This window comes from Planosporangium flavigriseum (assembly GCF_011947225.1).
GTDB lineage: Bacteria > Actinomycetota > Actinomycetes > Mycobacteriales > Micromonosporaceae > Planosporangium > Planosporangium flavigriseum.
Map to the genome: position 1 here is coordinate 94,823 of NZ_JAATVW010000016.1, position 20,662 is coordinate 115,484.

The following is a 20,662-nucleotide window of genomic DNA, read 5'->3' on the forward strand; positions in this document are numbered from 1 at the left end:
CCGCCGGTAGAGTCGCCGCGTGCTGGAGCTGACGCCGCGGGAGTACCGAGAGTCTGACGCGCCTGCTTTGAGTGAGCTGATCAACGCGATCGAGAATGCGGGCGGCGCCCATGCCGGTCTCACCCCCGACTTCATCGGCGCGCGCGTCCGTAGCATCGTGCGCGACCCGGCATCCGACTCCCGGCTGCTGTTCACGCCGGACGGTGTTCTCGTGGCGGCCGGACTCCTGGCGACCCCGCCGGACGGGGGCTTCCGGCTCGACGTGATGGGCGGCGTGCACCCCGGGTGGCGTGGTCGCGGCATCGGGCGCGGGCTGCTGGGGTGGGAGCTGAATCGAGCCGCCGAGATCCACCGGGCAAGCGCTCCGGACGCCTCCTGGGAGGTCCACCTTGTGGCGCCGGGCGAGGACCAGACGGCGGTCATTCTGTACCGGCGCTTCGGTCTGACCCCGGTCCGGTGCTGGTTCAACATGGCGGCGTCCACCGCGACCGTGCCGGTGGTCGCGCTGCCGGAGGGCTTGCGGAGCACCCCCTACCGGAGCGCGTACGAGAAAGATCTTTACGAAGCCCACGTGGAGGCGTTCGCCGACCACTGGGGGTCCCAGCGCAGGAGCTTCGAGGAGTGGGCGACCATGGTCCCCCACTCCGAGAACTTCCTCCCCGGACTGTCCTCGATCGCCTTTGCCGGCGACGAGATCGCCGGGTACGTGTTGGGGTACAAGGATGCCGATCCGACCCGCCTCTACGTCGGTCATGTCGGGGTTCGGCGGCCGTGGCGGCGTCGTGGTCTGGCCGGTGCGCTGCTCAGCCAGGTCCTCCGCGCGGCCCGGGCAGCGGGTATGGACACCGCGGCGCTCGAGGCGGACGCGGACAGCCCCACCGGTGCGGTCGGCGTCTATGGACGCGTGGGGTTCGCGGTCGAGACGCGGGCCGTCACCTATGCCCGGACCTTGGTGCCCTGATCGGCGGCCAGGGCCGCGCCGATGATGCCGGCGTTGTTCTGCAGGACCGCCGGTACGAGGGGCGTGCGGACCTCGATCAACGGGAGGAACTTCTCCGCCTTCTTGCTCACCCCGCCGCCGATGATCATGAGGTCCGGTTGAAGTAGCTGCTCCACGTGTCTGAGGTACCGCTGCACGCGCTGAGCCCACTGGGGCCAGCTCAGATCGTCGATGTCGCGGGCGCGATCGGACGCGCGCACCTCGGCGTCCACCCCGTCCAGTTCGAGATGCCCGAACTCGGTGTTGGGTACGAGCTGGCCGTCGCGGAACAGGGCGCTGCCGATCCCGGTACCGAAGGTCAGCATGACGGTCGTGCCGTGCTGGTTGCGGCCGGCACCGTAGGTCATCTCGGCGATACCCGCCGCGTCGGCGTCGTTGAGGACCGTGACCGGACGGCCGATCGCGCGGGCGAACAGTTCGGCGGCCGGCGCGTCGATCCACGCCTTGTCCACGTTCGCGGCCGTTCTGGTTACGCCGCCGACCACGACACCCGGGAACGTGATGCCCACGGTGTCCACGTCGGCGAACTGGCGCGCCACCTCCGCTACCGTCTCCACGACCCGATCGACGGTGGCGGGCTGTGGCGTCTCCACCCGGTATCGCTTGTCGGCCAGATCTCCAGCGTCCAGGTCGACCGGCGCGCCCTTGATCCCCGATCCGCCGATGTCGATACCGAGGGTGGTCATGGTTCCAGGCTAGCCCGTCCAATTGAGGATCAAGCCGTCGTCATCCCGTACCGCTGCCGTCGGCGCTGGCCAGGGCGGCCAGGGCGGCGGGGACCGCCGCGGCAAGTCGGGGCAGGTCGGGTAGCGTCTGCCGGTCGGCGTGCAGCCCGACGTGGACCCGGCCCTGATAGGCCGACAGGGCGATCCCGAGTGCCTGGCCTCGGGCCAGCGGTGCGATCGGGTAAACCTCCCGCAGCCGCGCCCCGGCCAGGGTGAGGGGTCGCCCGGGGATGGGCACGTTCGTGATCATGGTGTCGAACAGCAGCGGCGCTCCGTGGCGCGCCAGGGGTCCGGCGACCCGGTGTACCGCGGCCGGTACGCGGTCGGCGAGCACGGGAATCGCGCCGGGGCCGCGGGCGAACCCAGCGGCCTTGTGACGATCCATCGTGACCCGGATCTGCCGCAGCCTGTCGAGCGGGTCCCTCTCCTGTACGGGAAGGTCGAACAGGTACCCGGAGAGCACGTTGCCGCGGCGCGGATCGTTGGCGCGGCTGCGCCGGCTGACCGGGACGAAGGCCCGTACGTTGAGGCTCTCGGCGCAGTGGCCCTGCTCGGCGAGCCAGGCGCGTAGCGCGCCGGTGACCACCGCCAGCAGTACGTCGTTGTCGGTGCCGCCGTGGCGTTTGCGCACCTGGCGCACTGCGCCGACATCGAGTTGGAGCAGGGCCAGCCGGCGGTTGGCCGACGACGTCCGGGCGACCATGGGTGCGATTCTGGTCGCCGGCAGCCTTCCGGTGGGGGGGTGCGCGAAGGACGCAGGGTGCGAGCCACCGTGGGGTGTCGCGCCGCCGTCCGGTGCTGAGCTGCCATTCGGTGACGTGCTCAGGACCGGTGACAGGAGGGCGCCGAGCCGGGCACAGGCAACTATGGACGACGCGATGCCCACGGTACCCACCATCTGGGCAACCGCGCCGGGTAGGCCGGCGGCATTGTGGGCGAGGCCGGTCAGCAGTCGGTCGGGGCGAAGCGCCGCTCCGGCGGCCGATCGGGTCATTCCCACCAGCGCCGACCACGGGCCGGTCGCGCCTTTGTCCACCGAGGCGGGGGCCGTCGGCAGCGCGTCGCTGTACCCGTCGAGAAGGCCCACGCTCAACTCCACCGCCCGCAGGCCGTCCGCCATCGCATGGTGGAGCTTGACCAGGACGGCGAAGCGGCCGTCGCGCAGGCCCGTGATCAGGTGAAGCTGCCACAAGGGCCGGTTGAGGTCGAGGGGTTCGGCCATCAACTCCTCGGCCAGGGCGGCGAGGCCTGCCCGGCCGCCCCGGTTGAGCTTGTGCAGGTACAGGTGGTGCGCGATGTCGAACGACCTGTCCTCTGCCCACGCCGCGGCGCCCAAGGGCAAAAGCGTGGGCCGTACCCGCTGACGGAGGTGCGGCAGCCGCGCGATGCGGTCGCCGAGCACCGCGAGGAGGCGCGCTGACTGGACCCGCTGCTGCGACTGGAACACCGCGAGCGCGCCCAGGTGCATCGGCGCTTGCGGGGACTCCAGACACAGGAAGGCGGTGTCGAGAGCGCTCAGTCGTTCACGATCCATTGGTGGCCTGTCTCATCGCGCGTCGTCCTTCAGGTCTTCCGCCCGGGTTGCCCAACAGGTGGTGCTGCTGATTGCGTCCTTCGATCGGATCACCCCACGGAAACGTAGCCAGATGACTACGCCGAGTCGTTCAGGTGTTCCTGGCGTTACGATCCCCGCGCCGCTCGGTCATGACCGACCTGGCCTCGTGCCCGGGTCTCGCCCCTCCGCCGTGTAGCGACCCGATCTCCGCATTGGGCACAGATAAACCTGTATGTAGGAACGTCGAAGGTATTAACGCCTACGGTCGGCTCCGTCTATCGGGTGCGTGCGACCTGCGGACACTGATCGGCGGTGGCGGGGCTAGCCTGAGCGTCGGCCGGATCAGGGGAGGTCGGATGTCTACCGGGAGCCGGTCGATGCCGCGGTCGCGGCCGGGGGAGCATGATGGCGGTTGATGGCTGGCCGGTGCTGACGCCGGTCGCCGGTGCGGACGTGGTGGCGGCCGTTGTGCGGGCGGGTGGCGACAACCCGTTTCTGCGAATGGGCGTCGACGCCCGGGCCGGAACTCCGGCCGATCGACTCTGCGCGCCCAACGGCACCGCCGCCGACCTGGTCGACCGCGTCGCCGCCCGCTTCGGTGGCTGCGAGCGTCGCGTCGCCGCCTCGATGGTGGTCCTCGGCTACTCCGCGCGGCTGGTCGGCCCGGCCGTCTCGGTGCTCCTGCGCGAGGGCATGGTGCTCGACCTGCGGCCGGAGAACGTCCGGTTCCGCTACGACCCACGGTCAGGGTTCACCCTGGATCTCGTACGGGCAGCCGCATCGCGCGGTGAACCCGCCGCGCTGCACGCAGCCTGGTGCAGGATCGTCGTCGACGACCACCTGCGGCCGCTGGTTGACGCGGTCCGCGAGGTGGTGCCCGTGGCGGCCGGGCTGCTGTGGGGGAACGTCGCCTCGGGGCTGGCGGGGGCGCTGCGAGCCGCGGCGCCGGGGAACGTGACGCCTGCGGGGCTGTCCCTACTCGCGTACGGTCCCTTGCGCGGCAGCGGCGACCTCACCGACGATCGGGGACGGCTGAGCTTCGTGCGGCGTAGCTGCTGCCTGTACTACCGGCTCGACGGCGGCGGTATGTGCGGCGACTGCGCCCTGCTGCACCGCGCTCTTCCGGGCAGCTGCCGGTAGCCGCAGGATTCCCTGGGACACCGAGACCCCGACGAGGATGACGAGCGCGCCGACCGGCTGGTACCAGCTGAGGTGCTCGTGCAAATTCACCACGCCGATGACGGTGGCGACGATCGGAATCAGGTAGGTGACCGAGGCCGAGGTGGTGGCGCCCGCGAAGCGGATGACCCGGAAGTTCAGCACGAACGCGAGACCGGTGCCGAGCGCTCCCAGTGCCAGCACACTGGCGATGACGTCCCCGGACAGCGCGGTCGGCGCGGGTGGCGCCCCGGCGACCAGCGGGGCGAAGACCAACAGCGCGACCGTGGCCGTGATGAGCTGGCCGGCCGGCACGACCAGCCCGGAACCGCCGAGCCCGCCGAGGAAGCGCCGCTGGTAGGGGATCGCGATCCCGTAGCAGGCCGCCGCGGCCATGCACATGAGCTGCCCGGTGAGCTGCACGCCGCCGACGCCGCGCCAGACCCCGAGGACGACGAGGACCCCCGCGAACCCGACGAGGATGCCGGTGAGCCGGCGTGCGGTCATGCGTTCGGTACGGAAGACCAGCGTCGCCACCGGCAGCGCGACCAGCGGCGTGGTGGCGTTCCAGATGCCGGCGAGGACCGAGGAGACCCGCTGCTCGCCGTATCCGAAGAGGGTGAACGGGATCGCCACGCCGACCATGCCCACCACCGCGAGGTGGCCCCACACGCGCGGGTCACGCGGCAGCCGGACCCGGGTGACGAGTATCAGCGCGAGTACCGTGACCGCCCCGGCCACGACCCGGCCGAGGGTGACGTAGAGCGGGTGCAGTTCGCGGATGCCGACCTTGATGAACAGGAAGCTGGCGCCCCAGATCAACGCGAGCAGCAGGTATCCGGGAAGCCACGACCGGAGGTGCGTGCGGTCAGGACTGGGGGCGGCGTTCACCTCTGACACGATGCCCCACGGGTACGACGTTGTCGCGCGACTTTGAGGTCACGTCGCCGGGGTGAGCGCCAGGTCTTCATCCGGCGCGTTCTCATTCGGCGCGGGGGCCGTCGTCGGTGAGGCGGGCATGGTCCGCAGCCGGCGTACGGCCGAGAGCAGGACGGCGACGGTGGCGAACGGGATCGCGACGGCCGCGACGGTGACGGTGGTGTGCAGGTCGGTCGCGCTGGCGAGGAGCCCGCCGGCGGCGGCGCCCAGCGGCATGGTCCCCCAGATGAGGAACCGGTTGGTGGCGTTCATCCGGGCCAGCATGGGCCCGGGGGTGGTCGTCTGGCGCAGGCTCACCGCGTCGACGTTCCAGATGCCCTGCCCGGCGGCCGCCAGCATGAACCCGGCGATCAGCCACGGCAGCGGGCGGGCGTGCGGTGCGGCTGCGGCCAGCAGGTACGCCCCGTGCAGGAGTGCGCCCAGCGCGATCGTCGGCCCGAGCCCGATCCGCCGGTTGAGCCAGGGTACGAGCAGGGATCCGCCCAGGTAACCGAGGTTCGCCACGCCCAGGACGACGCCCACGGCCGATGCGGGCAGGTGTAGTTGGCGCACCGCGTACGTGATGAACGCGGCCATCAGCGCCTGCGTCCAGAAGTTCATCCACCCCGCCGCGATCGCGAGTGGACGGATGTAGCGGTGGGTGAGGCAGAACCGGATGCCGGCGCGAATCTGGGCCAGCAGCGGTTCCCGGGTGCCGGTGGGAGCCGCTGCCGGCAGGGCCGGCAGCCCGCGCAGCAGCAGCGCCGACAGCAGGTAGCTGGCCGCGTCGACGATCAGCGCGATCGGCGCGGTGACGGCCTGGACCAGCGCGCCGCCGAGAGCCGGGCCACCGGTCTCCGCCACCGCGCGGGTGGACTCCAGCTTGACGTTGGCGGCGGCGATGTGCGCCGGCCGGACCAGCGCCGGCAGTACCGACAGTGACGCCACGTCGAACGGCACGCTGAGCGCTCCGATGCCGGCGGCCACCACGAACAGGTGGGCGAGCGTGAGGGCGCCCGCGGCGAAGGCCAGCGGGACGCTGATCAGCAGGGCCGCGCGGGCCAGGTCGGCGACGACCATGAGCCGGCGTGGCCGGCAGCGGTCGACGATGGCCCCGGCCGGCAGGCCCAGCAGCAGGAACGGTGCGGTGCCGGCCGCCGCGAGCGCCGCGACCTGCGCCGGCGACGCGTGCAGCACGGTGAGTGCGGTCAGCGGCAGGGCGAGCATCGTGACCTGGGTGCCGAGCAGGCTCACCCCGACCGATCCCCACAACCGGCGCACGTGCCGGCTCTCGGCTGGAATCTGTGGATCCTGCACGACCCCTCCTGCCGCCTGTGACGCCGCCGTCGGCGCAACATTGACACCGTAGATGGACAATTACATGGTGTCAATTAGAACTTGAACGGGTTCAATAAACGTGAGATGATCGTCGCCATGGCGCGGTCGCGTAAAGAATCGAGTACGGAGCAGGCGGGTGCTCCGGCTGCGGGCGCTTGGCGTCCGCGCCCGCTTTCGGGGGACCGCCCCACGTACCAGGCGCTCGCCGACGCCATCGCCGCCGACATCGCCCACGGCCGACTCGGCCCCGGCGACCGGCTGCCGACCCACCGCGCGCTCGCTCGTACGCTGGGCGTCACCGTCGGCACCGTCGCGCGCGGCTACGCCGAGGCCGAGCGACGCGGGCTGGTCGGCGGCGAGGTCGGCCGGGGTACGTTCATCCGCTCCGGCTTCGGGGTCAGCCCCACGGCGGGCGACGAGTTGGTCGACCTCGCGAGCCTGCACCCCCCGGCGGGAAAAATTGACACCATTGCGCTGCTGTCGGAGACGCTCAATGCTGTCGCTGCCGACCCGTCCGCTCTGCGGACCGTCATCGACACCGAGCGCGGTAACGACGCGCCAGCGCACCGGCAGGCGGCAGCGGACTGGCTGGCGCACGGAGCGTTCCGGCCGGACGCCGACCAACTGACGCTCACGGCCGGTGGTCAGCATGCGCTCGTCGCCGCGCTCAGCGCGCTCGTCGCGCCCGGCACGGCCGTCGCCACGACCGCCCTGACCAATCCGGGGCTGCTCGCTGCGGCCCGCCAGTTGCGGCTACCGGTCGTCGCGGTCGCGGCCGACGGCGCCGGGATGACCCCGGACGCCCTGGCCGACGCCTGTGCCGGCGGCGCCGTCTCCGTCGTACATCTGCAGTCCACACTGGACAACCCGACCGGCCGCGTCGTGCCCGCGGCGCGCCGGGCGGCGCTGGCCGAGGTGTGTGCCCGCGCCGGAGTGTGGGTGATCGAGGACGACCCGCTCGGCGCGCTGGTCGCCGATCGTCCCGATCCCGTGGCGGCGCTGCTGCCGGAGCGCACCTGTCATGTGGCCAGCGCGGCGAAGGTGCTCAGTCTGGGGCTGCGCGTCGGGCTGCTCACCACCCCACCGGCGGCTCGCGCGCGACTGGTCGCCGCGGTCCGCGCCACCGCCTGGCTTGCGGCCCCGTTGCTGGGCGAGGTGTTCGCGCGCTGGGTCGACGAGGGCACGGCGGCGCGGATCGTCGCCGCCCGGGCGGCCGCCGCCATCGAGCGTCGAGCGCTCGCCGCGGACCTGCTCTCCACGTACGAGATCGTGGCCGCACCGCAGGCGCCGCACCTCTGGCTCCCGCTGCCCGAGCCGTGGACCGCGGGGCAGGTGGTCGCCGCGGCCCGCCAGGTCGGGGTACTGATCTCGCCGGGTGACGACTACGCGGTCAGCCGCGCCACGTCGGCGCACGGCGTCCGTATCGGGCTCAACGCCGAGGTCGACGACGACCGGCTGCGCAGGGCTCTGCTGGATCTGGTCGCGCTGCTTGTGGCGGGGCCGTTGCCGGGAGGATTGAGCTAGTCGACCGGGCGGCCGGTCGGCCGCCGGCGCTTCACCCGTACGGAGATCACCAGCGCCACGAGGAGGCCGACCAGCCAGCAGGCCTGGACCACGAACGGCTCGACCTGCGGGGCGCCGCGGAAGTACGCGAGATTGTGGAGGATGGCGACCGCCGCGCCGGACGGCATGAAGCGGCCGACGAAGGCGTAGATCCTCGGCAGCAGGGGTGGGGCGACCGCGCCTCCCGACCACGCGTTGCCGAAGGCGATGAACATCAGCCAGGTCGGGATGATCGCCCAGCGTCCGAACAGAACGAGCATGGTCGAGTTGAACAGTGCGGCCACGGTGATCTGGGTGGCGATCCCGGCCCAGATCGCGGGGAGCGGCGCGGGCAGGGCGTGCAGGAGGGGGCCCGTGACCAGGGCGAGCGCCAGTCCGCCGCCGGCTGCGAGCACGCCGATGGACGCGAGCCAGGCGCGCAGCGACAGCCCCGGCGCGTGCTGGCGTAGCTGGAACATCGTGACGAACCCCAGAACCGTCGCCGCGATGGCCACGTAGAAGGAGTTCAGCCCGAGTGGGTCGTTGGGCGGCAGCGGGCGTACGTCGACGATGCGCAGGGGAGGTGCCGATTCCGGTGCTAGCTGCTCGTTGACCCGCTCGGCCGCCCGCTCCAGGACCAGAGCGAGCGAGGCGCCGGAGGCGCTGGCGATGAGCAGTTGCGGGCGGCCGGGGCCCAGCACGAGCGCGGCGGAGATCTGCTGCCGTCCGATCGCGGCCGCGGCGGCCGGCGCGGACGGGTAGGGGTGGAAGGCGAGCCCGCCGCCCGTCGCTTCCTGGAGCGTCTCGATGAGCGCGGGGTGCGCCGCCGGCTCACCGACGAGCCCGGTCGGTACGCGGCGGGGCTCCGGCCGGCCGAGCGCGATGGTGTAGGAGGCGACGAACGTCGACGCCATCACCGTACCGATCGTGATGATGACGAGCGCGACTCGGTAGGCCGTGCGGGCCGGCTGCTCCGGCATTCAACGCGCATGCCCGCCAGGGTGCCGAACATGCCGGTGAAGATCACGCAAAGGAGTGAGGTGATCTCCCAGTGTGACCGTCGTCCGCCCGGAGGGCGTTGCAACCCAGCGGAAACCGGTCGGCACCGGAATTCACGTGCAAAACCCACAATTCTGAGCCAGTGAGCAAGGTGACCGGACGACTGTGGCAGGCGTGGCTTGTGGCCGGGCTGTTGGCGGTCGGAGGTTACTTCCTCTTGCCCACCCACCATTGGTCCGCCGGCATCGTGTACTACGGCGTCGGGCTGGCGTCCGCCGCCGCGATCATGGTCGGCGTCCGCCGCTACCGTCCGTCCCGGCAGCGCATCTGGTACTGCCTGGCCGCAGGCCAGGTGATCTGGGTGCTCGGCGACGTCACGTTCGCGGTCTACCGCTATGTGCTCAACCGCGATCTGGTTCCGTCGCCAGGGGACATCCTGTACCTCGCCGGGTATCCGGTGCTGCTGACCGGGCTTGTCGCGCTGCTCCGAGGCCGCACCTCCGGGCGTGACCGCGCCGGAATGATCGACTCCTGGATCATCGCCACCGGACTGGGCCTGCTGTCCTGGTCCTTCCTGATGCGGCCGATCGTCCAGGACGCCTCGCTGCCCGTACTCGCGCGGATCGTCTCGCTCGCCTACCCGGCCCTCGATCTCGTGATGCTCGCCATGATCGCGAGGCTGTTGTTCGGACCGGGCGCGCGTACCCCGAGCTACCGGTTCCTGATGGCCGCGGTGCTGGTGCTGACCGGCTCCGACATCACCGTGGCGGTGCTCACCGCGTTCTCCAGCTACACCGGTGGGCCGGTCGAGGGCGGCTGGCTGCTGGCCTACATCATGTGGGGCGCCACCGCGCTGCACCCGTCCATGCGCACGCTCTCGGAACCGGCTCCGGATCACGCTGCCAGGCTGACCCGTGGCCGGCTCACGATGCTCGCCGCCACCTCGCTGCTCGCCCCCGCGCTGCTGTTCACTCAGGGCCTGCGCGATCCGGCCCGGATCGACTGGGCCGCGATCGGCCTCGGCGCCGTGATCCTGTTCCTCCTCGTGTTGGCCCGCATGGCCGGGCTCGTGTCGCAGGTCCAGGATCAGGCCACCCGCGACGAGCTGACCCGGCTCGGTAACCGGCGGCTGCTGGACCGGCACATGACGGAGGCGCTGTGCCGCTTCGCCCCGGAGACCGTGCACCTGGCGCTCATCGACCTCGACGACTTCAAAAAGGTCAACGACCGGCTCGGATACCACATCGGTGACTACCTGCTCACCTCCGTGGCGGCTCGGCTCACCGAGAGCGCCGAACCCGGCACCCTCCTGGTACGCCTCGGCGGTGACGAGTTCGCGATGCTGTTCGCGCCGGCGTCGACGGCAGAGGCGGACGCCGCGGTGCGGCGGGTGGCGGAGCGGCTGCGGCTACCGCTGCCGGCCGGCGAGCACGAGCTGTTGATGCGAGCCAGCATCGGCCTCACCGACGCGACCGGCGCGCAGGAGCCTCGCGAACTGCTCCGGCGGGCCGACGTGGCGATGTACGCCGCGAAGGACCGGGGCAAGCAGTGCATGGCGCGGTACGAGCCCGACATGGACCTCCACTCGATCGAGGAGGCCCGCCTCGGTGCGCAGTTGCGGCACGCCATCGACGCCGGCGAGATGCGCCTCGTCTACCAGCCGATCGTGGAGCTTCCCCACGGCCGCATCGTCGGCGTCGAGGCGCTGGTCCGATGGCAGCATCCCCAGCACGGTGTCGTGTCGCCGGGTCTTTTCGTGCCGGTCGCCGAGCGCAACGGCCTCATCGTCCCCCTCGGCGAGTGGATCCTGCGCGAGGCGTGCCGGCAGGCGGCCCGCTGGCGGGACCTCCCGGGCACGCGCAGCCTGCGCAAGATTTCGGTCAACGTCTCCGCCCGCCAGTTGCGGGAACCGGACTTCGCCGCCACCGTCGCGGGGATCCTGCACGAAACCGGGTTGGAGCCGCACCGGCTCGTCGTGGAGGTGACCGAGACGGCGGTCTTCGACGGAGGGGCGGCCCTGGACTCGGTGTGGGCTCTGCACCGGCTCGGCGTCTCGATCGCACTGGACGACTTCGGTACCGGACACTCCTCCCTGGGGCTGCTCCGCACCTGCCCGGCGGACATCCTGAAGGTCGACAAGAGCTTCGTCGACGAGGTCACCGCGGGCGATCAGGACGTCATCGCCGCGGCGCTGATCCAGATAGCCAGCGGCCTGCACCTCCAGGCCACGGCAGAGGGTGTGGAGACCGCGGACCAGGCAGAGCACCTGCACCGCCTCGGGTACCGCTTCGCGCAGGGGTACCACTTCGGCCGTCCCATGGCCGCCGAGAACATCACCGAACTGCTGCAGGCGGCGTCGAAAGCGGCTGTACCCTCCTGACTCCGGAGTCGTGGTTACGGAATCTCGGTGACCTTGGATGCCGGCGCGTTGTCCACCCACGACACCTCCACCTTGGAGGCTCGGTTGATCATGCTGAAGCTGACGCCGAGCGGATCGCTGCCGGCGGGGGTCACGTTCATGACGTACCCGGGGCGCGGGGCCGCGGAAACCAGTTCCACGGTGCCGTGAGCGGCCCGGATGGTCGCGTCCCCGCCGGTCAGCCGGAACGTGCGCACGTACTGCCCGCTGCCGGTCATTGTCCACCCCTCCGGTACGGGTACGGGCGGCGAGGCGGCCGAACTGGGCGGGGCTGGTCGCGTAGCCGGGCGGGGTGACCGGGAAGCGGGCGTGCCGGGGCTCGGTCCGGCGCTCCGCGTACTCGGCGCGGGGCTCGCGGGCAGTCGGAGGGCCGGGGTCTGGCGGGGCGTCTTCGACCCGGCGGCGGGGAACGCGACCAGGCGCTCCGGAACGGCCGCGTCCAGAACCGGGCGTACGCCGTACCACGTCACGCCGATCCCCACGCCGGTCGCCACGACCCACGTAGCGACGGCTTTCGCTGTTTTGGTCCGGCCGCGCATGGCCGCCATCCTCGCATCTCGGTACGGTGCCGTGCATGCCCACGGTGTTACTGGTCGAGGACGACAGCATGATCCGCAGCGCGCTGGTCAAGGCGCTCGCGAACGCGGGCCATGTGGTCAGCGCGGTTGGTACCGCCATGGATGCGCTGCGTGAGGTAGCGGTACGCCCCCCGGACGTGGTCGTACTCGACCTGGGGTTGCCGGACGTGGACGGTGCCTCAGCGCTGCGGATGATGCGCGGCGACAGCGACGTGCCCATCATCGTCGCGACCGCGCGGACCGGCGAGAACAACATCATCCGGCTGCTGAACGCCGGTGCCGACGACTACCTCACCAAGCCGTTCTCCGGCGAGCATCTACTGGCCCGGATCTCGGCGGTGCTGCGCCGGCGGGGCAGTCTTGTGGGCGCGCCCGCCGCGATCGAGGTCGGTCCGCTCCGGATCGACCTGACCCGCCGCGCGGCGGTCCTGGACGGGAAGCCGCTCGACCTCAACCGCAAGGAATTCGACCTGCTGGCCTACCTGGCCGCACGGCGGGACCAACTGGTCACGCGCCAGGAGCTGGTTGAGGAGGTCTGGCGGCAGCCGTACCGGGGATCGGAGCAGACGGTCGACGTCCACATCTCGTGGCTGCGCCGCAAGCTCGGGGAGACCGCCGCCAAGCCCCGTTTCCTGCGCGTGCTCCGGGGCGTGGGGATCATGCTGGTGGATCCCACATGAGATGGGCGCTCATCCGGGTGGCGCTGGCCACGACCTCCATGGTCTCCCTGGCGTTTCTCGTACCGCTGTGGATGCTGGTCGACCAGATAGCTCCGGAGCGCGCCCTCGCCGACGCCCGGCAGCAGGCATCCGCCATGGTGGCTGCGCTGACGGTCACCGATGACCGGGTCGAGTTGGCGGAGGCCGCGGCGAGTACCGAAGCCGGCGCCGCCGGCCGGCTGGCACTGCACCCGTCGGAGGGCTCGCCGGTGGGGACGGCCCACGCGAGCCCGGGTGACGTGGCCATGGTGGCCCAGGGCCGGCACGCGACGGTCCGGGATGTCCCGGGCGGCGTCGCGTACCTGCAGCCCGTCGCGGTCCACGAGGGTCGCATCGCCGTGATCGAGGTCTTCCTTCCGCAGGCCGCTCTTCGCCGGGGCGTCCACAATGCGTGGCTGGCGCTCAGCGCGGTGGCACTGGGCCTGGTTGCCGGTTCAGTGCTGGTCGCGGATCGGCTCGGCGCGCGGATCGTCGCCGCCACCCGGAATCTCGCCGTCGCGACCCGCCGGCTGGGCCGGGATGACCTCGCGGTACGGGTCAGCCCGGACGGCCCGCCGGAGCTGGCCGAGGTGGGGCGGTCGTTCAACGCGATGGCGGACCGGATGGTCGGCCTGCTGCGCGCCGAGCGGGAACTCGCGGCGGACCTGTCGCACCGGCTCCGGACGCCGTTGACCGCGCTGCGGCTGGAGTTGGAGACGGGTGGCGAGCGGCCGGACGTGCAGCGGTTGCGCCAGGTGGTGGAGATGCTCTCCGATGAGGTCGACGGCATCATCCGGACGGCGCTGGAGCCGCTGTCGGAGCGTGCCGCCGAACGGTGTGACCTGACCGAGGTGCTCGCTGACCGGTTGGCGTTCTGGTCGGTGCTCGCCGAGGACCACGGCCGCGCGTGGACCGTGCTCGGCGACGCGACGCCGCTGTGGGTACCGGTGCCGAGGGACGAGGCGGAGGCGGCGGTCGACGCGTTGATCGGCAACGTCTTCCATCACACGCCGGAGGGCACGGCCTTCCGCGCGGGGGTGATCGGCTCGACCCTTGTCGTGGAGGACGACGGCCCGGGCATCGACGACCCGGATCGGGCGTTGCAGCGGGGGGCCAGTTCGGGCGGGTCGACGGGGCTGGGGCTGGACATCGTCCGGAGGTTGGCCACGACGTGCGGCGGTCATGTCGTGGTGGCACGGGGCCGGTACGGGGGCGCCCGCATCGAGGTGCACATTAAATCAACCTCCGACGATTCCTAAACAGACCTTAAATGATCTTGAATTCAATATTGGTGCCCATAACTTCTTTCGCATGAAGTCCAGAGTCGTCCTGGCCATCGTGGGTGCCGCGGCGCTCCTTGCCGCCAGCGGCGTCGCCGTCCGGCTCCTGTCGGCGGACCGGGCTCCGGTCTTCACGGCCGAGTACGCGCAGACGGCGATCTGGGAAAGCGGGTTCATCGGGACCTTCACCATCAGCAATCCGTCGAACCGGGGCGCCTCGGACTGGACCATCTCGTTCGACTTCCCCCGCGACGCCACGTTCGCGGGCGTATGGAACGGTGAGCTGTACGCGTCCAAGGCCACGTACGTCATCAAGCCCATCGCTTCGACCAGGACCGTCGGGGCGCACCGCTCGATCACGGTCGGCCTCACCGCGGTCGCCGGACGTCCCGTTCTGCCCCGCAACTGCGCCATCAACGGCAAGCCCTGCAAGTTCGTCGCCACAGCGGCCGCGTTGGCTCCCGCACGGGTCGGCGCGACCGAGGGGTTCGGCGTCGCGTCACCGGGCGCGCCGGGCGTGCCGGGACCGGCGGCGAACGCGCCCGGACGTTCGGGTACGCGCCACGCCACGGTCCAGGCGGCCCCGCCGCGTACGACGACCTTCGCGCCGTCGGTCAACGTGACCAACCCCGACCGGCCGTCCCTGTCGGCGATCGCCGACGTCAGCGGCGCGCGGACGCTCACCATGGTCTCTGCCCTTCCGTCTACCGGCGGCCGCTGTGACCTGAAGTGGGGCGGCGCGGTCGAACCGCAGGCGTACGCCAAAGAGATCGCCGAAGCGACGAACTCCGGTATCGCGCTGATCGCCTCGATCGGCGCCGCGAACGGGCTGGACCTCGCCCGCGCCTGCGGCAGCGTCGCCGCCCTCGAGTCGCAGGTCCAGAAGCTTCTCGACCTCGGCGTACGGTCGGTCGACTTCACCATCGGAAGCGCATCGCTGGCCGACGGAGCGGTCAACACCAGGCTCGCCCAGGCGGTCGTCGGGCTCAAGGCGCGGTACCCGGGGCTTCGCATCTCGTACAGTCTGCCCGCGGCCGGGTCCGGCGGCTCGCCCATCCGTGCGGAGTCGGTAACCGGGCCGCTGGTGGCGGCGAGGCGCGCTGGTGCTGTCATCGATCGGGTCAACGTCCTGCCGGTCGACGTCACCGCGCCGCTCGACGTGCTGAAGCCCCTTCTCGGCCGCGTCGGGAGCGCCGGGATGGTCGACGACCTGCTCACTGCGGCTACCGGGGTTCACGACCAGCTCATGAAGATCCAGGGGGTGAACGCCGCGACGGCCTGGCGGAGCCTCGGCATCATCCCGGCCATCGGCACCGACGACCTGGCCACCAAGTCGTCACAGCTGGCCGATCTCGTGGGTAGGCTGGCCGACTTCGCCCAGTCGAAGGAGCTGGGGTTGATCGGTCTCGTTCCCCTCAACACCGGCCAGGCCTGCCTCGGCGGGGTCGTCGGCCAACTGCTCGCGCTGCCGGCGATACCGCTGCTGAGCTGCATTAACCCGGCCGCACTGCCTGGCTTCTTCGCGATCGCCGACAGCTTCAACCGCGCACTGCGATGAGGGAACCGACAAGGGAAACGCAGCACCAGGGGGGATAGGACACCCGGTGCCCCGCCCGTTCCTCCTCCCAGGCGGGGCGCCGGGGAAGCTCCGATCGGCAGAGCTTATTGGCTCGGGGGGTTGGTGGGGCCGCCTTCTTACGGAGGCGGCCCCACTGTGTGGTCAGGACTGCCTTCGTGCCATTCCGCGCCTGTGTCCACCGGGGGTGGACTGATCGACAGCAGCGCCCGGATCGGCTCGCATTCGAGATCCTGTGGCGTACGGATTCTCAGCCGTCGCCGATCGTGCGGTCACGACCGGCGCGTTTTGCTGTGTAGAGGTTGTGGTCAGCCCGCCGGAGCAGAGCGGACTGGCTGGAGCCCGTGGTCGGGACCGTTGTGACGCCGATGCTGACGGTCACCGGAAGGTCTCCGGTCACCGGGAACCAGGCGTGCGAGCGGATCGCCACCCGCAGCTTCTCCAGCCGCGCGACCGCCTCCATACCGTCGATGCCGGGAAGCACCAGGAGAAACTCCTCGCCCCCCAGTCGGGCGGCGAACGCGTCGCTCGCACCGGCCTCGCCGGGGCTGAACAGCTCGTCCACGCTGGCCGTGAGCAGGTCGGTGAACTGCCTCAGCACCTGGTCCCCGGCATCGTGCGAGCAGGTGTCGTTGATCCGTTTGAAATGGTCGATGTCGATCAGGGCAACCGACAGCGGCGTCCCCGCGTCCGCCGCCTTTCGCAGCAGCACGGGCAGTTGCCCGTCGACGAACCGCCGGTTGTACAGGCCGGTCAGCGGGTCCCGCAGCGCGAGGTTGCGGTAGTGCCGGCTGGAGCGGCGCGCTTCGTCAGCCTCGAACACCGCCTGCAGGATCCGCGCCCGGGCGTCGCGCTCCGCGCTGAACACCGCGATCGCCTCGGCGTGGAAGACCTTGTACTGCGCGTACGCGTCCTCGAAGCAGCCGAGCGCCGCGTACAGTTCGGCCCGTTCGCCCCACGTGCGCATCCTGATCCCGTGCAGGTCGGACCGGTCGCACAGCCGCAGGCACTCGTCGAGCGTCGCCCGGGCGCGGTCGGTAGCGCCCCGCAGGCGCTGGACCTCGGCCAGGGTGAGCAGGCACTCCGCGTACCCGTCGACCTCGGTGGCCGCCAGTACCTCGCGCGCGGATATCGCCACCCGCAGCGTCTGTTCGGCCTCGGCGTAGTGGCCCAGTCGCATCTGGGCGCGGGCCAGCGTGTCGAGGCTGAGCGAGTCCAGGGCGATCCCGGCTGCTGCGGCCAGGGTCGCCATCCGTTCGGCGGTCGCGAGCGCCCGCACCGGCTCGCCGGCCTCGTGCTCCATGTACGCCAGGTTGCTGAGTACCAGCAACTGCAGCGGTATATCCCCGACGGCTACGCCGATGCGCTCGGCCTCGGCGTAGCGCTGCCGGGCCTCGTCGTACGACGCGGTGTGGGCCAGCGCGCCGGCAAGGGTGGCGAGGTGGTACGCCCGAACCAGCGCGGGCGCGGTGTCGTCGAGGAACTCGACGCTGCGAACGGCGTGCTCCAACGCGGCGTGCGGGTCACCCACTTGGCGGAAGAAGGTCGCCAGCAGTCGGTGGCTGCGGGCGAGCAGGTATCGGTGGTTGTGCTCGGCGGCCCACCGGTGCACGTCGTGGAGGATGCGGCCGCTCTCCGCGGTCTCACCGCGGCGCCCGCGCACCGCCGCCTGGATGAGCCGGGCCCGCAGTTGGAGATCCACGGCCGACGCGGCGAGGGCCTCCTCTTCGAGCCGTACGGCGCGATCGAAGGCGCCCTCAAGCTGCTGCGATCCCAGTACCTCGATCGCGTCGAGTTCGGAGGCGAGTTCGGCGACCGTGCGCACCGTCTCGTGCCGCGCTGTCCGGGTCTGCGCTGTCCGGGTCTTTCCTGGCTGGCTGACTCGAGTAACGCCATCCTCCGGAGCGGCTACTTCGGTCAGCGGCGATCCGAACACGGCCGGCGACGAGTCGTCGACCCATGTCGCGTCCAGAACGGTGAACTCAAGCACGCTGTCACCTTGGCATCACAGATTGTTGCGCCGGCAGCTATCCAGTGTGGATGTGACGCTCTGCACACGTAACGCGTACGCACTGTCGAAGTTGAGGTAGTGGGGAAGCCGAACGGTTGACCGTTCCGATGCCTTATCGGCTGAGTGCCGCCACGTCGTTTGAGCCGGCGACTCGGGGTAGGGGCGATGCATGGGCGGCGGCGCGGTTGCTCTGCAGTACCACCGCGACACCAGCTTCGGCCCGCAGCGGTGGCCGCGGCCCGGTGTCCCCGAGTTCGTCCCGATGGATCCGCGCAATCAGCCCCGGCCGTTCAAGCGCTATCCGCAGGCGAGGCTGCACGACCTCCCGGAATTCCTGCCCCCGCGGGGAGCACCGGCAACCGATGCGCTGTCGGGCGGCGTGTCGCTCACCGAGCCGGAACTGGACATCGAGATGCTGGCCCGGCTGCTGTACTTCTCCGCCGGCGTCACGCGCTTCGCCGGCCCGCCGGAGCAGCCCACCTGGTTCCGGGCCGCACCTTCGGCGGGGAACCTCCACCCGCTGGAGGTGTACGTGGTCGCCGGCGCCATGCCCGGGCTGGACCCGGGCCTGTACCACTTCGCGCCGGACGTGTTCGGGCTGGAGGAGCTTGCGCGTGGGGAGTGCCGGCCGGCCCTGGCCGACGCAGCGGCGGCGCCCCAGGTCGAGGTCAGCCCGTTCGCCCTCGTCCTCACCGGCATCCCCTGGCGGACCGCGTGGAAGTACGGTGAGCGCGGACTGCGCCACGTGTACTGGGACGCGGGCGCGGTGCTGGCCAACCTCTTGGCGGTCGCGGAAGGCTACGGGATACCGGCGCGCGTCCTGCTCGGGTTCGTTGACACCGTACTGAGCCAACAGCTGGGGATCGACGGCGTGGAGGAGTTCCCGGTCGCGGTGGTCACCGTCGGTACGCCCCGCGACGTGCTGACGCCCGTTGAGTGCCAGTCGGCCGGCCTCGCCCCGACTCCGCTGTCCCCGATGCCGATCAACTTCCCGCTGATCGTCCAGGCTCAACAGGCGGGCAACCTGGCCAATGCCTATGAGGTGGCGACCTGGCGCGAGGCGGAGCGCCCCGGGCTGCCCACCGCCGCGGACGTGGTGGAGCCACCGTCCGGCAGCCGGCCCGAACCGATCGAGGCGGTGATCCTGCGGCGCGGCTCGACCCGCCGGATGCGGCACGGCGTCGTGCCCACCGAGTTGCTGACCTGGGGGATGGCCGTGGCCACCCGACACGTGCCCGCCGACGCCATTGCGGCCGGGACGTCCCTGCTCGCCCACGAACTCGCGGTGCACTGCGTGCGAGGCCTGGCACCCGGGCTGTACCACTGGGTGAACGGCGTGCCGGCGCCGTACCGGTCTGGATCGGAGGACGTCGTACGGCAGCTGAGCCAGCGGATGTGCCTGGACCAGGAGCTCGCGGCGGACTCCGCGTACACCGATTTCGCCTGCGCGGACCTGGATCTGGTGGTCGGCGGCTACGGCGACCGCGGGTACCGCGTCGCCCAGTTCGAGGCCGGCGTGGCCGCGGAGCGCCTGCAGTTGGCGGCGTTCGCCCTCGACCATGGCGGCACCGGGCTGACCTTCTCCGACGAGGAGGTGTCGGCGGTGTTCGGCACCAAGGCGGCCTGCATGCTCGCCGTCGCAATTGGAGTTCCGGCGTACCGGGCGCTGCCGGGCGGCCCGCCCAGGCGTCCGACGCAGCTCGCGGGGTGAGGTGGGGACACCGGGCTCAGCGACGCACGTCGGCCGGGCCTGAGTTCAGCGGCAGCCCGGCCTCCTGCCAGGCCTCTATGCCGCCGATCATGTCGGTCGCGCGCCACAGCCCGATGGCGCGCAGGCTCGCCGCGGCAAGGCTTGAGCTGTACCCCTGCCGGCAGACGACCACAACCTCCAGGTCGTGGTCTGTCGCCTCGGGAATCCGCGCGTCGCTCAAGGGGTCCAACCGCCATTCGAGGACCGTGCGGTCGATCACCAGCGCACCGGGTAACTCGCCCTGCTCCCGTCGCTGGGTCTCCGTCCGGGTGTCGATGACCAGCGCGCCCCGGCGCCGCGCCGCCTCCGTCTCCGCTGGAGTGAGCCGTCGTATGCCGGCCCGTGCCTTGGCGAGGACATCGTCAACTCCAGCGCGTTGCATCACCGTCACCCCGATATATTGCGCGGATTTTCGAGAACCAAACGCGAAGCGCCTCACCGCTGGCGGTGAGGCGCTTCTTCGGTGGGTGGTTGCCGGGACTACCGGCTACTCAGGAACCGCAACCAGAGTCCAGCGGCGAGCGCGGCAGCGGCGGCGATCGACACCAGGTAGTAGGGCGTGGGGGTGGCGGGCATGACAGAGCTGAGCGTGTTCAGAGCGCTAGACACGGGAATCGGCTCCGAAAGATTGGTACGGGCGGAGACACGTCGATCGTATGGGCCTGAAGGCGATTCCGGTCAGGTGGAAGCTCATCCGCACCGACGCCGCAACGAAATTGCCACCGTGGACAAGGCCCGTTTCAGCGGTTAATTCCGGGTCGAGCGGGCACAGAGTTGGGCTACCGGAAAGTAATCCGGAAGGGCTCGCCATGTACCTCACGCCCAGGGAACTGGAGAAGCTCCAGATCCTCTCCATGGCGCAGATCGCGTACGCGCGTAAGGCGAGGGGGCTGAAGCTCAACTACCCGGAGGCGGTCTCGATCATCGCGGCTGCCGCGCTGGAGGGGGCGCGTGAGGGTAAGACCCTCGAGGAGGCCATGGCGGACGCCCGGACGGTACTGACGAAGGCCGACGTGATGGAGGGTGTACCCGAGCTTGCGCGGTTCGTCCAGGTGGAAGCGGTCTTCACCGACGGCACCCGACTCGTGACGGTGCACGGCCCCATCCAGTAAGGG

Annotated in this window: 17 protein-coding genes and 1 pseudogene; 9 read left to right on the forward strand and 9 right to left on the reverse strand. The window is 71.0% G+C overall.

Annotated elements, in window-relative coordinates:
• Window positions 1-19: 19 nt before the first annotated feature.
• Complete coding sequence (locus HC028_RS20570) at window positions 20-961, forward strand: GNAT family N-acetyltransferase (RefSeq protein WP_168079011.1); 942 nt, start codon at window positions 20-22, stop codon at window positions 959-961.
• On the opposite strand, the gene ppgK is transcribed toward HC028_RS20570, so the two are convergent.
• Complete coding sequence (ppgK, locus tag HC028_RS20575; protein WP_168079012.1) at window positions 937-1,686, reverse strand: polyphosphate--glucose phosphotransferase; 750 nt, start codon at window positions 1,684-1,686, stop codon at window positions 937-939. The genes HC028_RS20570 and ppgK overlap by 25 nt on opposite strands.
• A gap of 40 nt (window positions 1,687-1,726) precedes the next feature.
• A complete protein-coding gene (locus HC028_RS20580) occupies window positions 1,727-3,259 on the reverse strand; it encodes a wax ester/triacylglycerol synthase domain-containing protein (protein WP_168079013.1) in 1,533 nt (510 codons plus the stop codon).
• Between the two features lie 648 nt (window positions 3,260-3,907).
• Here HC028_RS20580 and HC028_RS27820 point away from each other — a divergent pair.
• Window positions 3,908-4,360 (forward strand): annotated as a pseudogene (locus tag HC028_RS27820) (IucA/IucC family C-terminal-domain containing protein); the annotation flags it as partial.
• Here HC028_RS27820 and HC028_RS20585 read toward each other — a convergent pair.
• Both HC028_RS20585 and HC028_RS20590 read right to left on the reverse strand, forming a co-directional pair.
• Complete coding sequence (locus HC028_RS20585; protein ID WP_168079014.1) at window positions 4,256-5,329, reverse strand: DMT family transporter; 1,074 nt, start codon at window positions 5,327-5,329, stop codon at window positions 4,256-4,258. The pseudogene HC028_RS27820 and the gene HC028_RS20585 overlap by 105 nt on opposite strands.
• A gap of 48 nt (window positions 5,330-5,377) precedes the next feature.
• Window positions 5,378-6,673, reverse strand: coding sequence for an MFS transporter (locus HC028_RS20590; protein ID WP_168079015.1), 1,296 nt, complete (start codon window positions 6,671-6,673; stop codon window positions 5,378-5,380).
• A gap of 117 nt (window positions 6,674-6,790) precedes the next feature.
• On the opposite strand from HC028_RS20590, the gene HC028_RS20595 reads away from it, so the two are divergent.
• On the forward strand, window positions 6,791-8,218 hold the full coding sequence (locus tag HC028_RS20595) for an aminotransferase-like domain-containing protein (RefSeq protein WP_168079016.1): 1,428 nt from the start codon (window positions 6,791-6,793) through the stop codon (window positions 8,216-8,218).
• Here HC028_RS20595 and HC028_RS20600 read toward each other — a convergent pair.
• Window positions 8,215-9,216 carry a DUF3533 domain-containing protein gene (locus tag HC028_RS20600; RefSeq protein ID WP_168079017.1) on the reverse strand — a complete coding sequence of 334 codons (1,002 nt, stop codon included), beginning with the start codon at window positions 9,214-9,216 and terminating at the stop codon, window positions 8,215-8,217. The two genes, HC028_RS20595 and HC028_RS20600, sit on opposite strands and share 4 nt — an antisense overlap.
• A gap of 161 nt (window positions 9,217-9,377) precedes the next feature.
• Here HC028_RS20600 and HC028_RS20605 point away from each other — a divergent pair, with 161 nt between their 5' ends.
• Window positions 9,378-11,615, forward strand: coding sequence for a putative bifunctional diguanylate cyclase/phosphodiesterase (locus tag HC028_RS20605; protein WP_239075508.1), 2,238 nt, complete (start codon window positions 9,378-9,380; stop codon window positions 11,613-11,615).
• 14 nt (window positions 11,616-11,629) lie between these two features.
• On the opposite strand, the gene HC028_RS20610 is transcribed toward HC028_RS20605, so the two are convergent.
• The gene (locus tag HC028_RS20610) at window positions 11,630-12,193 is read right to left on the reverse strand and encodes a hypothetical protein (protein WP_168079018.1); all 564 of its coding nucleotides are present in this window, start codon (window positions 12,191-12,193) and stop codon (window positions 11,630-11,632) included.
• A gap of 35 nt (window positions 12,194-12,228) precedes the next feature.
• Here HC028_RS20610 and HC028_RS20615 point away from each other — a divergent pair, with 35 nt between their 5' ends.
• From HC028_RS20615 to HC028_RS20625, 3 genes are read left to right on the forward strand one after another with little or no spacing between them, the layout of a single operon-like run.
• Window positions 12,229-12,912, forward strand: coding sequence for a response regulator transcription factor (locus HC028_RS20615; protein WP_168079019.1), 684 nt, complete (start codon window positions 12,229-12,231; stop codon window positions 12,910-12,912).
• The gene (locus HC028_RS20620) at window positions 12,909-14,189 is read left to right on the forward strand and encodes a sensor histidine kinase (RefSeq protein ID WP_168079020.1); all 1,281 of its coding nucleotides are present in this window, start codon (window positions 12,909-12,911) and stop codon (window positions 14,187-14,189) included. Before HC028_RS20615 ends, HC028_RS20620 begins: the two co-directional genes overlap by 4 nt.
• A 52-nt stretch (window positions 14,190-14,241) precedes the next feature.
• Window positions 14,242-15,768, forward strand: a complete 1,527-nt coding sequence (locus HC028_RS20625; protein WP_168079021.1) for a cellulose binding domain-containing protein — start codon at window positions 14,242-14,244, stop codon at window positions 15,766-15,768.
• Window positions 15,769-16,036: 268 nt separating this feature from the next.
• Here the strand turns inward: HC028_RS20625 and HC028_RS28555 are convergent, their stop codons facing one another.
• Window positions 16,037-17,776, reverse strand: coding sequence for a tetratricopeptide repeat-containing diguanylate cyclase (locus HC028_RS28555; RefSeq protein WP_168079022.1), 1,740 nt, complete (start codon window positions 17,774-17,776; stop codon window positions 16,037-16,039).
• Between the two features lie 190 nt (window positions 17,777-17,966).
• On the opposite strand from HC028_RS28555, the gene HC028_RS20635 reads away from it, so the two are divergent.
• Complete coding sequence (locus tag HC028_RS20635; RefSeq protein ID WP_168079023.1) at window positions 17,967-19,508, forward strand: SagB family peptide dehydrogenase; 1,542 nt, start codon at window positions 17,967-17,969, stop codon at window positions 19,506-19,508.
• Between the two features lie 16 nt (window positions 19,509-19,524).
• On the opposite strand, the gene HC028_RS20640 is transcribed toward HC028_RS20635, so the two are convergent.
• A complete protein-coding gene (locus HC028_RS20640) occupies window positions 19,525-19,929 on the reverse strand; it encodes a rhodanese-like domain-containing protein (RefSeq protein WP_168079024.1) in 405 nt (134 codons plus the stop codon).
• Window positions 19,930-20,027: 98 nt separating this feature from the next.
• Window positions 20,028-20,156, reverse strand: coding sequence for a hypothetical protein (locus tag HC028_RS28225; RefSeq protein ID WP_275408256.1), 129 nt, complete (start codon window positions 20,154-20,156; stop codon window positions 20,028-20,030).
• A 200-nt stretch (window positions 20,157-20,356) separates the two neighbouring features.
• Between HC028_RS28225 and HC028_RS20645 the strand changes: the two genes are divergently transcribed.
• Window positions 20,357-20,659: an urease subunit gamma gene (locus HC028_RS20645; RefSeq protein ID WP_168079025.1), complete on the forward strand. Its 303-nt coding sequence runs from the start codon at window positions 20,357-20,359 to the stop codon at window positions 20,657-20,659.
• Window positions 20,660-20,662 lie beyond the last annotated feature (3 nt).